Source organism: Shinella sp. SUS2 (genome assembly GCF_001262505.1).
Lineage (GTDB): Bacteria > Pseudomonadota > Alphaproteobacteria > Rhizobiales > Rhizobiaceae > Shinella.
In genome coordinates this window covers 468,870-483,067 of the sequence record NZ_KQ410724.1, presented here as the reverse complement: position 1 = coordinate 483,067, position 14,198 = coordinate 468,870, and the positions used below count along the sequence as shown (strand labels likewise).

Here is a 14,198-nt window from a genome sequence, read left to right as displayed (position 1 = left end):
AGGTGGCCGGTTTTTACTCCGCCCGCGGCTGGACTATTCCGCCGCTACCGTGGCCGACTTTTCCACCGCCGCTCTCAGCTCCCACCGACCTCTTCCGCCGCCTGCTTTAGGAGGGAGGATGCCAGGACCATGTTGCCCTGCCCCTCCGCCTTGTCGGCCATGCGCTGAAGCGCGCGAAGGCGAACGGCCCGATGGCTGATCCCTATGGAAGCGGTATCCTCCAGAAATGTCTTCCGGGTCTCCTCGAAGAGAATGCGCCACTTGGGCGCCAGGCCGGAAGCAGCCTTCTTGTTCGGGTCATGGCTCTCGACAAGCTGCCGGCTGACCTCGATGGAAAACTCCTTCTTGACCGCAGCAGCGACGATCGAAGGACTATCGAAGCATGCCAGAGCCTGCACGATGTACGTCTTTATCTCGTCCGAGAGTTTCGCTTTCGCCATGGCCGTGTCAAAGTCCAGTCAAATGGAGGAAAGCGATGACCATCACCCCCGTGAAGTTCACCTTGAAAAGAGAGGTTGTGGTCGAGGGCCATCATATCGGAGGCGGGATCTATGTCGGGCAAAAGCTGTCCGACACTGAGATCGAACGCTCAAAGAGCCGGAATGCGTCCTACTTCTTGCACTTCGTACCACCGCGCTTTGGCCGTGATCCCGCCAAGGCAGAACGCTTTGATCTGGATGTTACGGAGCAAGTTCAGAAAGGCCAGATCGTCGTCGGCTAGGCCACTCGCAGATTGCAGGTGCCACATGCATGCTCGATGTGCGCGCGGGCAATTTCCGGCGGCCGGCTGGCGGCGTCTACAAGCTCGCGAACACCGGCAGCATCTGCCCCATAGCGACGGACGACACCGATGAATTGCTCTACGTCGTGCCCGCAAATGGTGAAGACCGGGCGACCAGTCTGGCTGTTGAATTTCGGAGCGCCGAATGAATCGAAATCCTGGGCGGCGTGATAAAGCTCGTGCTCGACCAGCGCCATGAACTCGGCATCACCACACTGGGCGCAGTAATGGGCATCGAGCGTGATGATGAAATCCGGCACTGAGCCGAACCATTCCGTGATCTGCTGCTCGACGCGAGCCTTTGCCCACTTACCCATGGCGCCTTGTGGCGTTCCGGTCTCGCACTGACCTATGACGCGCTTGCCCTTGCGAGTGTTCTCCACGGCTGCCCAGAGATAGCCGATATGGGCTTCTGCCAGATGAGCATGCTCGGGATTAGAGACGGGAGACGCCTCATCGAGGAAAGTGACGCGCACCCACTCCGACATGTCGAGGGCTGGCGTGAACGGCGAGCCGTCGACACCGAACATGCTTTCTGGCGGCTGTGGGCGCTCAATCATGGCTTGCTTTCGGATAGGCGCTGCGAGAACTTCTCATGCCGGACATTTTTCAGGACTGGCATGGGCTAACCTTGGGAGGATTTGATGAGCGAGCGGAGTTGCCCAAAAGGACATGGCGAGATGGAAATGGTCACCAAGCGTTTTGGGCATGACAGCGCAATGAAACAAAATGGCTCGCCGGGATGGGAGGCGGGCGGATTGGCCGTTGGGGCTTTCATCACTTGGCGCTGCCATAAATGTGGCTACGAAACCAAGGAAGAACTCGAAACCTACTGAAGACCTGCCTCTACCCTTCACCGAGGATACAGAGGGAAGCATCTGAACCTATCATCTATGGTTGCGTTCCGGTAACAGTCGTTCAAACCGAAGGAGGCGTTCATGGCCGCTCGACAGATCGCTTGGCTCTTCGTGATCGGGGTGATTGCCTACGCCTGCTTCTGGATCGCGTGGCATTGGTTTTGAGAAGCCGGGCCGAAGCCCGGCTCTCGTTTCAGGCATGCGGGATCAGCAACGCCTTCGCACCTCGACGAAGTGCAGGCGGGCGCCGGTGGCATCGGCAACGTTCATCGTTTCGCCCGGGAACGAACTTCGCCCGTCGGCGCGGCTCAGCGTGGCGGCGGGGGCTTCGCAGGTCAGCGCGACGGCGTCTTCGTGAACCTGGAGGATGGCCGGAGCGTCGATCGATGCCTTGACGGCTTCGTAGATACCGGGGTCGGTGGGCGTGGCCGCGACCGCGGGCGCCGACATTGTGAGGGCCATGGCCGCGAGGGCGAGGCCGGCACAGACAAGACTTCGGATCATGCGCATGCTGGTTCCTTTCTGCTGGGTTGAAAATCTGCGCGCTTAGGCTCACACTTGTTGTGCCCGCGATGCCATGCCTATCAGCTGCTATCGCTTTCATCGCTACCAGGAGCGGGCGCCCCCCCAATCTGATTGAAGGAGATAGCCTATGCGCGTGTCACTGAGCATTTACCTGCCTAGCTGCCCGAGTTGTCGAGCCGAAGAGCCGGCGGTATGGGACGCTGACGATGATGAAGTCGTCGAGTGCCAATGCGGAGCAAGCCACCACCGAGATGAATGGCTAGCCAACAAGTCTTATGATGGCGCGGCGCCGATGCCGACTGCGTGAGGGAAGCGGCCCCGCCTCGGGTGACAGACCGCGACGGGGTCGCTGGCACAATTTGCCGCGAAAGATGAATTGGTTGCGGTGGCAGGATTCGAACCTGCGGCCTCTTGGTTATGAGCCAAGCGAGCTACCGGGCTGCTCTACACCGACAAGATGCCGGGCTAGCCTCCCGGCTTGGCCGCTGGGCCTTGGCGTCGTCACCCTCAGGTGGCCATGGCTCCTAGTAGTGCGGGGCGCAGCGGCTTCCCCTCGTATGGCTGAATTCTTTTCGGGCGCGACCGGTGCGAACCGGCTTTCAGCAGCGATTACGCTCTAACTGTCATCCGCGCCCTGATGGTTAAGTCGCCCTTGAGCGCAAATCACCACTATAGATTTCGTATAGCTTATTCGGGTTTCGAGTGGAATCCCGGATCAAGCACTTTTCCGCAGTTTCCCGTGATTTTCATAGCCAAAATGGATAGCAAGCGCGGTAAGCCCTTGCTTCAGCATTTCTACATAGGCGCGCTGAAGATTCTTGCTCTGGGTCAGGTCGGCAACCGCCCTTCCCTCACCCGCAACCTTCACCATGACGTCATAGCCGATGCCAAGGACGCGCCGGCAATCGGCAAGGTCAATGCCCGCTTGGATCTGTCGGTCGGACAGCGCCGATCGCGGACCGCCACCATCAACCGGCTCCCGGCTGTAATCGAACGATCCGGCGCCAGCGCCGCCAAGCGCCTCCCAAATCCGACGGAACCGCTCGCCGGCCTTGGCCTGCGCTTCGTCGATAAGCTTCCGCTGCTCAAGCACGACGAGCGCACTTTCCTTCATGTTCTTCACCGCCATGGTCTTCTTCGGGTTCCATGTCTCGCCGTCATGCGCCCGGTTGTAGAGCGGGTTATCGATCTCGCTCAGTGCTGGCTCGGCTCGGCAATGCCCGATTCCCGCCAAAGTGATCGCGCCGACCTTTGCCTTCCGTCCTCGTCTTGCCATTGAACTACCGCTCCTTGCTCATGATGCGTTCCGCGTGCGCCCTCACGCCATGCAGCGCCGTCGTATGGTCTCTCCCGCCGAAGAGCCTCCCAAGTTCCGGGTAGCTGATCGATGGTTTCACCATGGTCTTGATCTCCCACATGAGGAGATGCCGGAACTGAGCGACCCTGTGCTTGCGGCAGGGACCGATGACAGCCTCGAACGACACCCTCGCCTCTGCGCAGCGTTTCAGGATATGCGCCGTGCAGGGCCCGTTTGCTGCGATCATCTGCCACCGGCGGAAAGCCCTGACATGGGCATCGTGAAAATGCAGGTTCACGGCCGGCAGCCGGCGGCGAACGGTGATTAGACGTTCCGCGTCCACCGGCTCGGGACCTACAGGGCTGACCGGTGCCCGGCCAAACAGCCGGCGCCGCACCGCAGCGTGGTCGGCCAGAAGCGCGGCCGAGCTCGTGAAAGTCTTGGCCGACACCTGGATGTTCATGCCGCGGCCCTCCCCGCCATGGTGGCGGCCGGCGGCGCCCAGATTTCACCGATGGCGTAGAGGAAGATCGCGCCAACCGGCAGGCCCTTCTTGACGCGACCCACCCATGCCTCTTGAGACGGGCAGGTTTCGAAGAGATACCAGCCGTCGAGCGAAAGCTCCTCGGCTTTCCGGCGCGCGTCGTCGCCGAGGTTCTTCAGCAGGGCATACTTCCCCGATCTGATATTCATCTGCGCGTTTTCGCGAACCATCCTGGCCCGCTCGGAAATCCGGGCGCGGTCGTCGCGAAGGCTTTGGGCCTCACCATTGGCCAGAGCGGCCAGTTCCGACGGGTTCGGCAGGAACGCCAGATACTTCGAGTAGCCGCCGCGCTTGAGCTTGATGAACGCCTTGCGCAGGCCGTCGATCGGCGCTGCTGACAGCGCCTCGCGGTAGAGGTCGATCGCGTCGTTCTCGCTTACCGCCGACGGGATCATGAGGCCGGCGTCGAGCAGGGCGTTGATGCACTTCGCCACCTCGTCGGCGCCGGACGGGGACAGCTTTTCAGTGAGGGCGGTAATCTCGCTCTGAAAGGTCGATGATAGGGCTGGCGCTGTCTGCATTTTCATCACCGTTGATTTCGCGTTTGAAGTTCTGCCGTAGGCGCTCGTGGCGCTGCATCGCCGCGCTGGGCGGCTTCGACCCTGGCGGCGCTTGAGCGCGGTGCTCCCAGGTCGCAGCGGCTTTGCGCTTGTCCATCGCGTCTTGAATCGCCGGGACGAAGTAATCCCAGGATCGGGCTGGCCGGTTAAGGCGGGCGGCGACGGCGCGGATGGCGGGCAGGACATCGAGGTCGATATCGGCGCCGGCTCGGACGAGCTCCATCACCGGGCCGACAACGAACCCGCCATGCGGCTGCATCTTCTCGCCGGCAGCATCCCGCAATTTGCTTTCGAGGGTCGTCGGATCGAGATCGCAATCCTCGCGCTCGCTAAGCAGCCCAGGAGAACCTTGGTGTTCTGGTAAACTGGTGTCTTTAGTGTTTCGTTCTTGTTTCGGATTTGGCTCTTGTGGTGTTTCAGAAGGTGTTTCAACATTCTGATATCTGTTGTAATTACAGACAGTTACGAGCGTCTTTCCTGTTTCAGAGCGTGTTTCAATCATGTTCTGCTCGGAAAGCAGGTTGAGAAACTGCGCTACGCGCCGCGTGGACGTCCATTTCCACACCGCCTGCATCTCGCGGACGGTCGCAAAGAAGCTGCCCACGGGCACCTTGTGGACCGAAGCGCCGACCCGGTGAGCGGTCTCCTTCCACGCTGCCCGGCAAATCATCCATTGCCAGGCCTCGCGCTCGGTGAAGGGTTCCGGCGCGAAAACGCTATGCTCGTGGATATCGACCTGGATGCGCACCCAACGGCTCACTGAAACTCCCCTCTCGCGTTCGATTGGGAGGGAGCCGCGGTATCGCCGCCGCTACGGAGCAAAGCCGGCGCGCTGCGACGTTTTCCAACGGCGGTGCTTGAGGGCGTCACGCCATGATCAAGATCAGCGCGGGCAGCCATGAGATTGTACGCATCGCTCTCGTCGATGCCGCAAGCCTCGGCGATCGCCATGCTGTTCCGGCCATGAAGGGCGTAGGCCTCGAGGAAGGTGATGGTCATGCCGCCACCTCACCAAATTTTTTGAGGTTGGCGGCCGGTACATTCTTGAAACCAGAAAACCTCGAAAATAGATTGGTGGTCGGCGTCCGATTCCGACGCCATCCTTGTTGATCACCAACGTTTTCAGTGAGGTAGAGATGAACTCGAAGGTATTTGATAGGCCCGTATATCTGAAGGAACGCAAAGAGCTGATCCGGGAGATAACGTGTCTGGAAGACGCCATCGACTTTCTGGAAGAGTGGCCTGAGCGCGATCGTGACATAATTCACGATGCGACCTTGAAGACCTGCTACATGGCCTTTGACGGCCTCAAACCTGTAAAGGTCGGACGCGACGCCATCCGCTCCTTTGGGGAGAAGAAGGGCATTCTGGTGAAATCTGCTGGCATCATGCCGTGGATGATCCGCTCGCGATCCGGTGGCGGACGCTTGTCCGCGTAGAACCTCTAGCGATCTGGAGAGGCGGCGATTGCGGCCTCTCTTTCGATTTGGACAGATCATGCCGCCACCTTGCGATAGGCCGCGTAGTCCTCGGGGCGCTCAAGCTGCTTGCGGCATGGCGGGATCCACACCAGCTTCGTGCCTGTCACGCCGGTCAGCCAGACCAGCCAGCAATAGGACGTTGCCGTCGAGCCGGTTGCGGTCAACCTGCCCTTGACCATCGGGACGCGCTCGGAGAACTGCGCGACGATGTTCGGCGGGCGCTTGCTGTAGAGGTTTTCGTATCGGCCGACGCCCTCAAGGAACGAGGTGCGGACGATCATCGCCACGCCTTCGGTGGCAACGTCCAGCGCGCGGGCGATGAACTGCTCTGCGAGGCGGAATGGAGGGTTCGCGACGATCCAGTCAGGACCATCGCCACACCATTTGAAGACCTGCGGCAGGAACGGCATCAGAAAATCGTGCTGGAATGCGCCTTCAAAGCCGTAGTCGTGGATATCAGACGCCCATACCGCGGAGAAGAATTCGCCAAGAGGGTCAACCATGTGACCGCGATTGCACGTTGGCTCCCACGCGGTCTTGCTCTTGAGGTAGCAACCGGAAAGCACATGGGTGCAGAGCGCCCGCGTACCCCACGGCTGGGTCGGGAAATCGTCGAGGCTGTCATGCGCCTCGGTGCGCTGCTGCATCACGGCCGATGAGGTGTTCTGGCTCATGTCGTCACCTCACGGAACATTCGACCACCTACCCCGGTTGCACATGCGTAGAGGAGAGCGATATGGCCAATGACCCAAACGATCCGAAGAAGCCCTTGGAAGTTCCTCCGGAAGAGACTCCAGACGATCTGCCGGACATTCCGGAACGTCCGATCGAGGAACCGGGACCAGATGTCGTTCCTGAAGAGGCACCGGATGTCACGCCCATACCGGGCGAGGAAATTCCGTCGAAGATGATCCGCTGAGGTCATGCCGCCTCCCCGCGCGCCGACAGATTCGCCAGCGCGCGTTTGCAGCGGTTGCAAAGGCGCGTGACAATGGCGAGCCGCTGAAGCTTCACGCCATTGTCTGCCTTACCCATGCTTCCCCTAAGGCGGAAAATCTGCGCCTCGAGCTCAGCGATTTCTTCTCGGAGAAGTTCCGCGTCGGTCAATTATCCGGCCTCCGCTCTGGCAACGGACGCTCGGCCGGCTCGAAAAGGCGGCACGCCTTGGCGCAGTGCGGGATGAGCCGGTTCGCCTTGTTTAGAATAGGTCGATTGCACTTTGCCTTTTTGAGGCCGAGCGGCTGGAGCTTGTGCCGCTTTCCGAAGTAGCCGGGGTCTCCGGCCACAAGCTCTTTGCCCCCCCCTACCAGCTTCCGCCATTTCCAGGCGTGCCAGAAGCGGCATTCGCGGCAGGTTCGGCCTTCCGGGCCTGTGCCGGCGATATGCGCTTGTCCAAGATAGGTGTCGGCAATGGGCTTGTGGGCCTCCATCGCCGTCAGGTGCTCGCTGAACAACAGGTGCTGCGCCATGGCTATGCTAACTCCCTAGAATGGGTAGCGCTCGTCGAGAATGAGAACGGCGAAATTTCATCGGAATGACACGGAACCACCCGCGCACGATCTGCATTCATGGCCCCGGATAGACAGGGAAATACGAAATGCTTTCTGTGACTTGGGACCGCGCTCTTGCCGTTTTGCTTCCGGGTATGCCCCGCGCGATGGAGATCAAAGACGTTCGAAACGCCATGTTCGTCCTGGCTGAGAAATGGCCGGTCACATACGGCCGGGCCTTCCAGCGAGCCCTTGCTTTCTGCGCTCGTGCTATCGAGGGCAAATGCTCCCCGTCGCGTGCGAGGCTGGCCTTCCTTGCTGCCGCTCGTGAGGCAAATGTTGCCGTCGTGGCGTGAGATCATCCCGGCGGAATCGATCATGCTGCAGTCCTCAAGTGTTCCACGGCATATCCAGCCCATTGAGCTGCCGCCGCTTTCATCATGTTGGGGAAGGATCTGCTTCTCAGCCGGGCGCGCTCGGGTCCGGGCGGCATCCGGTGGACACGGTTCCATGCAATCCAATCGGGAGAACCCCGCTCGGGCTCCAGCAACATATCAGTCGGCTCAAGCCTCGGGAGGTTCCGCAGATACCAGCCGGTGGCCTTGTACTCGGGATGGCCGAACCAGAACGGCTGGACAATCTGAGGCTCAGGGAGGTCTTCAGGCATCCGCTCGCGAGCCAGATCGTTCATTCCTGGGTTCTCGGCAGCGATACGATCAATCGGCGCGTTCCAGCAGGCTTCGAAGATCGAGACACCTTCCTCGAACTCGTCTTTCATGTCCTGCCAGGTGCGACCCTTCGGGAGCTGTTTCGGTTCGGTCCATTTGCCGGGGCCCGACATCCAGCGCCGGCCGGATCGGCAAAGGCGGGTGCATGGGGGATGCATGACGGCGAGCAGATCCCAGCCGTCTCTTAGGACGCCGCCGCGGATGTCGCAGATGATATGTCTATTGGAGCGATCTTCCGCCGGGAGAATGTCGCAGGACCAAACATCGTGGCCGAGGTCCGCGAATGCCCGGCGAGCTATTCCGCTCGTCTCGCATCCGACGAGAATACGGAGAGGACGAAAACTGAGCTCCAGTTGCTGCATCACCTATCTCTCCGCCTCTTTCGGCGCTTCCAGAGAAGCCGAAGCCACTCCCACAGCCGCCGCGCCAAGCTTTTCGTCAGCCGCTTCATGATGACCGTCCATGCTGAGGCGTTCGGCACGATGCCTGTCCGCCGCTTCCTCGTTCCTGCGGCACGCCTCGTCGTAGGCGAGTTTCAGCGCCCGGTAGACAGATCCGGCCACGTCCTTCATGTCGCGCGTCTTGTATTGGAGACGGTATAGATAGCTCTCGGATACGCCAGTGCGCTCAGATAGGCGGTAGCGAGCCAGATACTCCTTGTCGCCGCGGCCTTTAAATTCGCGCGACATAAGATCATCTGCCCAGTTCTTCGCCTCTATCAATGCGACGCTGCTCATTTCATCCTCGGAGACATTCTTTCCGGATTTGCCAATATTATTTCCGTACATTCCGTCGCCTCTATGTGATCTTCGGATTGTTCAAGCCCGAAGGAGTTGCACATGAAGCGACCTTCAAAATTCGGCGGAGAGACGGGCGCGCTTGCCGGCGTATCCACCTCTCCGCTCGGTCCGCCGCAGAGCGAAGCCATCATCCAGTTCCCCAGCCCCGCCGCAAAACTCGCTGGGGCCAGAGAGGACGCCGGGGTTCCCCCGGCTTCGGCGTCCTCGTCATTCGTCAGCCTGGGAAGCGCCATCAGCCCGGTTATCCTGCGGCTGCAAGGCGGCTTTCCGAGAGTTAAAGTGTTGGCCGACGCGCCGAGGGAGGAGGTGCGAGCGCGCCGGCCGTTCAGTCAGCCGGTTGAAGAGGGGGAACCGGGCTGACCGAAACAGGAATCGTGATCTGCCGCCTCCAAGCGGCGATCGGCGTTGAGCGCGATGATCATCAAGGCGACACCGGCACCAGCGATGAGGATGGCAAGGATGCCCAGGCCGATCTCAATCATGCCGCTTCCCTCGCCTCCTTCCGCCGCGCGATTTCGCGTTCGGCGGCTTCGCGGTTTCGGCCAGAGACCGCGCCGAGATCAGGGTCCACGATGATGGTGGTGCCATCTTCGGTGGTGATGATGGAACGAGGCGCGCTCATGCCGGCACCTCGTCAATGAACGGACGCTCGGCCGGCAGGTCGTCAAAGATCGTGAAGGCTGAGGTAATTTCGCAATCCATCTTTCCGAGGCGGCGAGCACGCTCAACGCCAGAGATCCGGCCGGCCCATCGGTTGTTCGCGGCGGAGGCACGGGCGATGAACCTCCGGCCATGCCTGCGCCCGAACTCAAGGACCGCCGCGCGCGTCGTGCCGACGTTCATCGCGATGAAGCGGCCGCTCATTCCGCATTCAATGCCGCCGTCGATCTGGGCGAGCTTCTGTTCAATCGAGGCGCGAGACCACCATGAAGATTTCCGGATCATTCTGCTGCCTCCAGAGCTTCGACCAGCCCGAAGGCGGCCATGATGTCGCCGGCACGATGCGGGATTTCTTTCGCCAGTTCGGCGGCGATCTTCTTTTCCTGTGCCGGGGTGAAATTGCGGGCGGCGCGCTGCCACTCGATCACGTCGAGGAGCACGTCGTTTCCGCTGTAGTTCTTGATCGGGTACGAGATGCCGAGAGCCCGGCAGATGTTGTATCGAGCCCAGCCGTCAACAATCACATCGCCCATGCGAATGATCGGTCTGGAGACACCAATGCCGATGATGCTGAATTCCAGGCGCCCGTATTCGGCCTTGGTGAGTTCCGGGAAGCAATGGGCATAGTGCAGCCGCTTCATTGGCGTCGGCGGAACGTCTTCGATGAACCGGTCTGGATTGGGGAGAGCGCATGCGGCACCCTCCCCTGTGTTCGAGGTCTGGGTCTCAATGCCCGCGCGCGGTGCGCTGCTCTCTACATCGTCGCCTCCTGCGTTGGCGGCGGCATCGCTCCTATCGTCAACCGGGAGACTTACGCGCTCGTCGCTGGTTGGTGCCGTCGCTTCGCCTTGAGTGGCGACGGTGGCTTTCTCGGAATTGATGTTGGTGGCTTGCCCCGATTTGGCGTTCAGATGAGCCGACTGTTCGTCGGACCGGCCAGGATGGCTGCAACCATCCATTTTTACGCTACCGGCATCGGGACTTGGTACGCTCCGTTCGCCACCGGAAACGGCCGAGGCCGCGGGCCGGCTAATCTCTTCTGCCGTCTCCGGCGCTGTTCTGATGTCTTCGTGCTTGGTGAGGATGTTGAGGCCGAGGTCGGAACGGCGCTCATCTTCCTCTTCACGCTCGATCATGATGTCGAGAGCCTTCACCAGTGCCTTGCGACCGGTCTCGGTCTGCAAGCCGGTGGCGACGGTCGCGACCAGCTTGGCGCTGACGTCGTTGCCGAACACCTCGCCGGTTTCCGCGTCAAATTCCTCAATGTTTTCTCGTGCGTGTGCATGCACGAGGTTGAGCCCGTGAACCGCATCCCAGTAGATGTCGAAGACATGATCCTGCTCGACGCGCTCGTGCTCATCGATCTTTCGCTTCGAGACGACCTTCTTGAGGACCTTGACGTCGAAGCCGTTGGCGCGGGCTTCCTTGTAGATCTCGGACTTGTCCGCGTTCAGGTCGGCAATCTCGGCTTCGAGACGCTCGACGCGCTGAACGATGGCCTTGAGCTGGTCGGCGGCGACGATATCGGCGCTCATGCGGACACCGCCTTCCGCGAGGACGCATGGCGAGCTGACAGCCACTTCCAGTCGATGCCTCTCAGCCCTTTCCGAGCTGACGCCGCAATAACGCCATCGAAGTGCCGAGGCGAAATGCTCTCGCGGAGCCGCATCTGCCTGGCTGCCTCGTATCCGCAACCTACGTCGGTCGCGAATTCGCCGATGGTTTCCCATGCATCAATAAGGGCTGAAATGGAGGTGGGTGTTTTGCTCATGAAAGCTATCGTACAAAAGGTACGACAAAAGAGCAAGCCTTATTCGTACACTTCGCACGATGATTATCGGCCATAATGTACGAATGGAAATGCCTAAAGACAGATTGAAGCGCGCGCGAGCAGCGGCTGGGTTTGAAAGCCCGACCGAGGCAGCCGCCGCGTTCCCAAGGGACATCAACAAGAACACGCTGATCAGCCACGAGAACGGCAACCGCCCGATCTCAAAGAAGGCCGCCGAGAAATACGGCGAGCTGTTTGGCGTCGCCGCTGGCTGGATACTGTTCAATGACGGCGAGGACGACGGGATGCCCGCCGCGAGCGAGGTCGTCCTCTCACGCGTCGGCATGGGTGCCGGCCTCATCGCCGGCGTGGTCGCGGCCGGCATCTTCCGCGAGGTAGACGAATTCGATCAATCCGAAAAGGAAATGGTCGCCATCCCGCGCGACGAGAAATTCCCGAACGCTCGCCAGCTTCTTTTCGACTGCAGCGGCGACAGCATGAACGACCTGAAGCCGCGGCCGATCCTGGAAGGTGATCGCCTTGTCTGCATCGCATATGACGATGTCGAGCACCTGGTTGAGCTGAAATCCGGTATGGTGGTCGTCGTCCAGCGCGAGCGCGACGGCGGACATTTCCGCGAGTGGTCCGTGAAGCAGATCGAGCTTTACCCGGATCGGACAGAATTCCACCCGCGATCGACGAACCAGAAGCACAAGCCGATCGTCATCCAGCGTGACCATGATGCCGACGATGGCGTGACGGTTCAGGTAATTGCGCTGGTGCGGCGGATCACCAACGAGATGCCTGGTTTTTAGAATGGCAATCACTCTCCCCATTGGATGTTACGAGCTTCGCTCCAACCTCGCCGGGTTTCGAGTTCTTTCCGATTTGCACAACGCTCTAGAGCAATATGAAGATGAAGAGATCCATATTGATTGCAGTACGTTGAATTGGCTTGACGCGCATCTGGCCGCACCGCTTATGACCGTGATTGAGCACAGTAGGGCGAAACGAAACAATCATCAGATGTACAAACTAAACGAAAAAGTTCGGCATATTCTTAGGAAGAACAACACGCTTAAGAAAAAAGAAGAAGACACTCATCATACAACTATGCCTCTAACTCGCTTCGGCCTGCATAAGGAGGTGGATTTCGCAAAATACACGAGAGATCATATCGACCGACCAGAAATGCCTAATATGTCCAGCCCACTTAGAAGTAAATTTTACGAAGGGATTGATGAGCTCTTCGCGAACTGTTCACTTCACTCAAAATCTACAGTCGAGGTATGCGTATGTGGGCAGTTTTTCCCTCGGACTGAAAAGTTATCATTTACCGTATCGGATGGCGGCATTGGTATCGCGGGTTCACTTCGTAACGCGGGATACAATTTTGCAAGAGCGGCCGACGCTATCGATTGGGCGATGCAGTCGAATAACACATCAAGAAAGGGCGACATACCAGGGGGGCTCGGACTGAGGCTCCTCCGTGAGTTTGTGGAAGCCAACAATGGGAAGTTGACGGTCGCATCGACGAAAGGCGTTTGGATCCAATCCGGGAGCGACGTCGTTAAAGGATCGCTGCGGAACCCCTTTCCCGGCACCTCGGTCATTCTCGAGATAAACACAGCGGATAAAAAGCGGTATGATCTCAAGCAGGTTACCGATCCTCGCAACATTTGGTGATGAACAATGAAGGAAACCAAGATTTCTATTTCAAGCATCGTCGGTGGCGGGATATGCGTCTCCGCAAGTGATGGCCAGAAAGTTTATGAGCATGTCCAGAAAGCCGTGCAATCCGGAGACAGGGTTACGTTGAGTTTTTCTGGCGTATCAAGGATGACCACTGCATTTCTTAATGCGGCAGTCGGACAGCTATACGGTGAATTCTCCGAAGGTACTTTGCGAAAGAGGCTGGCCCCACCAGTTGACTTTGAGGAATGGCACCTCGCGAGACTCAAAATGGTAGTTGATAGAGCAAAGGTGTACTTCCGTAATCAGGAGAACGTTGAAAGCATTCTCGGCGATCATGCAGGACGGCGTAGATGACAAAAATATACGACGCGTCGAAGGGTGTTGCATTCAACAAGCGTAAGATACTTTTCGATACAAATATATGGATCGCCATCGATGGCAACGATCCACGTCCACACCACATAAACTACAGCAATCTTTTCGGGGAAATATTAAAGAGCGACAACGAACTAGTCACAAATGACTATGTCATATCAGAATACTTTAACAGAGCGTGCAAGATTCAATACGACATAAAATATGCTACTGAAACAGATCGCGGCAAGCGCTACAAGTCACGCCGAAAAGCTGGCGCTTTGAATGCATACATGAGCGCTGTTCGTGACATATGCATTGATATTCTGACAGACTGCACATTCGAAAGTGCAGTTACAGCGCAATGCCCAATACCGAAGCACATTAAAGAGGCGGCGTTAGGTGATCTTGATCTGTCAGACATAATTATCCGGGAGCATTGCGCTCGTAGTGGATACATTCTCGTTTCAGATGATGGTGACTTTTCGACATGCGGCTTGGAATTGGTAACGGCCAATCCGGCCGTGATCCGGGGGGCTCGAAAGGCCGGGACGCTAGTAAATGGTTGACGAGCGCCCTATCAGGCGGCGAATGACCGCCGCCCCGCCGCATCAAACTCACGACACGCCGCCCCGATCTCGGCAACGAACCACGA

At 59.0% G+C, this 14,198-nt stretch carries 25 protein-coding genes, 1 tRNA gene and 2 pseudogenes; 9 read left to right on the top strand and 19 right to left on the bottom strand.

The window, feature by feature from the left end:
- Positions 1-77: 77 nt before the first annotated feature.
- Positions 78-440, bottom strand: a pseudogene (locus AKG11_RS05185) (DUF2280 domain-containing protein); the annotation flags it as partial.
- Between the two features lie 35 nt (positions 441-475).
- Between AKG11_RS05185 and AKG11_RS05180 the strand changes: the two are divergent.
- Positions 476-721, top strand: a complete 246-nt coding sequence (locus tag AKG11_RS05180; protein WP_050743143.1) for a hypothetical protein — start codon at positions 476-478, stop codon at positions 719-721.
- Here the strand turns inward: AKG11_RS05180 and AKG11_RS05175 are convergent.
- Positions 718-1,341, bottom strand: a complete 624-nt coding sequence (locus AKG11_RS05175; RefSeq protein ID WP_050743142.1) for a putative metallopeptidase — start codon at positions 1,339-1,341, stop codon at positions 718-720. The two genes, AKG11_RS05180 and AKG11_RS05175, sit on opposite strands and share 4 nt — an antisense overlap.
- 120 nt (positions 1,342-1,461) lie before the next feature.
- Here AKG11_RS05175 and AKG11_RS34420 point away from each other — a divergent pair, with 120 nt between their 5' ends.
- A complete protein-coding gene (locus AKG11_RS34420) occupies positions 1,462-1,617 on the top strand; it encodes a hypothetical protein (protein WP_197283958.1) in 156 nt (51 codons plus the stop codon).
- Positions 1,618-1,845: 228 nt separating this feature from the next.
- Here the strand turns inward: AKG11_RS34420 and AKG11_RS05170 are convergent, their stop codons facing one another.
- The 7 genes from AKG11_RS05170 to AKG11_RS05140 all read right to left on the bottom strand — a co-directional run bounded on the left by AKG11_RS05170 (position 1,846) and on the right by AKG11_RS05140 (position 5,563).
- The gene (locus AKG11_RS05170) at positions 1,846-2,142 is read right to left on the bottom strand and encodes a hypothetical protein (RefSeq protein WP_156334065.1); all 297 of its coding nucleotides are present in this window, start codon (positions 2,140-2,142) and stop codon (positions 1,846-1,848) included.
- A gap of 398 nt (positions 2,143-2,540) precedes the next feature.
- Positions 2,541-2,618, bottom strand: a tRNA-Met gene (locus AKG11_RS05165).
- 260 nt (positions 2,619-2,878) lie between these two features.
- Positions 2,879-3,439, bottom strand: coding sequence for a hypothetical protein (locus AKG11_RS05160; RefSeq protein ID WP_156334064.1), 561 nt, complete (start codon positions 3,437-3,439; stop codon positions 2,879-2,881).
- A gap of 4 nt (positions 3,440-3,443) precedes the next feature.
- Positions 3,444-3,923, bottom strand: a complete 480-nt coding sequence (locus tag AKG11_RS05155; protein WP_050743139.1) for a helix-turn-helix domain-containing protein — start codon at positions 3,921-3,923, stop codon at positions 3,444-3,446.
- Entirely contained in the window at positions 3,920-4,525 is a 606-nt protein-coding gene (locus tag AKG11_RS05150; protein WP_156334063.1) for a hypothetical protein, read from the bottom strand. The genes AKG11_RS05155 and AKG11_RS05150 overlap by 4 nt, the downstream gene beginning before the upstream one ends.
- Complete coding sequence (locus AKG11_RS05145; RefSeq protein WP_050743137.1) at positions 4,467-5,324, bottom strand: hypothetical protein; 858 nt, start codon at positions 5,322-5,324, stop codon at positions 4,467-4,469. The genes AKG11_RS05150 and AKG11_RS05145 overlap by 59 nt, the downstream gene beginning before the upstream one ends.
- Positions 5,321-5,563: a hypothetical protein gene (locus tag AKG11_RS05140; protein ID WP_050743136.1), complete on the bottom strand. Its 243-nt coding sequence runs from the start codon at positions 5,561-5,563 to the stop codon at positions 5,321-5,323. Before AKG11_RS05140 ends, AKG11_RS05145 begins: the two co-directional genes overlap by 4 nt.
- A gap of 137 nt (positions 5,564-5,700) precedes the next feature.
- Here AKG11_RS05140 and AKG11_RS05135 point away from each other — a divergent pair, with 137 nt between their 5' ends.
- Positions 5,701-6,003 carry a DUF982 domain-containing protein gene (locus tag AKG11_RS05135; protein ID WP_050743135.1) on the top strand — a complete coding sequence of 101 codons (303 nt, stop codon included), beginning with the start codon at positions 5,701-5,703 and terminating at the stop codon, positions 6,001-6,003.
- A 56-nt stretch (positions 6,004-6,059) separates the two neighbouring features.
- On the opposite strand, the gene AKG11_RS05130 is transcribed toward AKG11_RS05135, so the two are convergent.
- Positions 6,060-6,719 carry a class I SAM-dependent methyltransferase gene (locus tag AKG11_RS05130; protein ID WP_050743134.1) on the bottom strand — a complete coding sequence of 220 codons (660 nt, stop codon included), beginning with the start codon at positions 6,717-6,719 and terminating at the stop codon, positions 6,060-6,062.
- A gap of 62 nt (positions 6,720-6,781) precedes the next feature.
- On the opposite strand from AKG11_RS05130, the gene AKG11_RS05125 reads away from it, so the two are divergent.
- Positions 6,782-6,964, top strand: coding sequence for a hypothetical protein (locus AKG11_RS05125; protein WP_050743133.1), 183 nt, complete (start codon positions 6,782-6,784; stop codon positions 6,962-6,964).
- A 2-nt stretch (positions 6,965-6,966) separates the two neighbouring features.
- Here AKG11_RS05125 and AKG11_RS05120 read toward each other — a convergent pair whose 3' ends face one another.
- Positions 6,967-7,152: a hypothetical protein gene (locus AKG11_RS05120; RefSeq protein ID WP_050743132.1), complete on the bottom strand. Its 186-nt coding sequence runs from the start codon at positions 7,150-7,152 to the stop codon at positions 6,967-6,969.
- Positions 7,149-7,514 carry a hypothetical protein gene (locus AKG11_RS05115; protein WP_050743131.1) on the bottom strand — a complete coding sequence of 122 codons (366 nt, stop codon included), beginning with the start codon at positions 7,512-7,514 and terminating at the stop codon, positions 7,149-7,151. Before AKG11_RS05115 ends, AKG11_RS05120 begins: the two co-directional genes overlap by 4 nt.
- Positions 7,515-7,642: 128 nt before the next feature.
- Here AKG11_RS05115 and AKG11_RS35830 point away from each other — a divergent pair, with 128 nt between their 5' ends.
- Positions 7,643-7,891, top strand: coding sequence for a DUF982 domain-containing protein (locus AKG11_RS35830; protein WP_050743130.1), 249 nt, complete (start codon positions 7,643-7,645; stop codon positions 7,889-7,891).
- Positions 7,892-7,911: 20 nt separating this feature from the next.
- Here the strand turns inward: AKG11_RS35830 and AKG11_RS05105 are convergent, their stop codons facing one another.
- The 7 genes and pseudogenes from AKG11_RS05105 to AKG11_RS33610 form a co-directional block, all read right to left on the bottom strand.
- Positions 7,912-8,625 carry a hypothetical protein gene (locus AKG11_RS05105; RefSeq protein WP_050743129.1) on the bottom strand — a complete coding sequence of 238 codons (714 nt, stop codon included), beginning with the start codon at positions 8,623-8,625 and terminating at the stop codon, positions 7,912-7,914.
- A gap of 3 nt (positions 8,626-8,628) precedes the next feature.
- Complete coding sequence (locus AKG11_RS05100; RefSeq protein ID WP_088016595.1) at positions 8,629-9,051, bottom strand: hypothetical protein; 423 nt, start codon at positions 9,049-9,051, stop codon at positions 8,629-8,631.
- Positions 9,052-9,392: 341 nt separating this feature from the next.
- The gene (locus AKG11_RS34415) at positions 9,393-9,545 is read right to left on the bottom strand and encodes a hypothetical protein (RefSeq protein WP_156334062.1); all 153 of its coding nucleotides are present in this window, start codon (positions 9,543-9,545) and stop codon (positions 9,393-9,395) included.
- Positions 9,542-9,685 (bottom strand): hypothetical protein, encoded by a 144-nt coding sequence (locus AKG11_RS35090; RefSeq protein WP_197283957.1) that lies wholly within the window; start codon positions 9,683-9,685, stop codon positions 9,542-9,544. The genes AKG11_RS34415 and AKG11_RS35090 overlap by 4 nt, the downstream gene beginning before the upstream one ends.
- Entirely contained in the window at positions 9,682-10,008 is a 327-nt protein-coding gene (locus tag AKG11_RS05090) for a hypothetical protein (protein WP_050743126.1), read from the bottom strand. Before AKG11_RS05090 ends, AKG11_RS35090 begins: the two co-directional genes overlap by 4 nt.
- 1,019 nt (positions 10,009-11,027) lie before the next feature.
- A pseudogene (locus tag AKG11_RS35360) lies at positions 11,028-11,258 on the bottom strand (DUF2312 domain-containing protein); the annotation flags it as partial.
- Positions 11,255-11,494 (bottom strand): hypothetical protein, encoded by a 240-nt coding sequence (locus tag AKG11_RS33610; protein WP_082342333.1) that lies wholly within the window; start codon positions 11,492-11,494, stop codon positions 11,255-11,257. The gene AKG11_RS33610 and the pseudogene AKG11_RS35360, both read right to left, overlap by 4 nt.
- Positions 11,495-11,577: 83 nt before the next feature.
- Here AKG11_RS33610 and AKG11_RS05080 point away from each other — a divergent pair, with 83 nt between their 5' ends.
- The 4 genes from AKG11_RS05080 to AKG11_RS34410 are packed head-to-tail and all read left to right on the top strand — an operon-like array spanning position 11,578 to position 14,112.
- Positions 11,578-12,309: a helix-turn-helix domain-containing protein gene (locus tag AKG11_RS05080; protein ID WP_050743125.1), complete on the top strand. Its 732-nt coding sequence runs from the start codon at positions 11,578-11,580 to the stop codon at positions 12,307-12,309.
- Position 12,310: 1 nt separating this feature from the next.
- On the top strand, positions 12,311-13,180 hold the full coding sequence (locus tag AKG11_RS05075) for an ATP-binding protein (RefSeq protein ID WP_050743124.1): 870 nt from the start codon (positions 12,311-12,313) through the stop codon (positions 13,178-13,180).
- 6 nt (positions 13,181-13,186) lie between these two features.
- Positions 13,187-13,543, top strand: a complete 357-nt coding sequence (locus tag AKG11_RS33605; protein ID WP_082342332.1) for an STAS-like domain-containing protein — start codon at positions 13,187-13,189, stop codon at positions 13,541-13,543.
- Positions 13,540-14,112, top strand: coding sequence for a PIN domain-containing protein (locus tag AKG11_RS34410; RefSeq protein ID WP_156334061.1), 573 nt, complete (start codon positions 13,540-13,542; stop codon positions 14,110-14,112). The genes AKG11_RS33605 and AKG11_RS34410 overlap by 4 nt, the downstream gene beginning before the upstream one ends.
- Positions 14,113-14,198 lie beyond the last annotated feature (86 nt).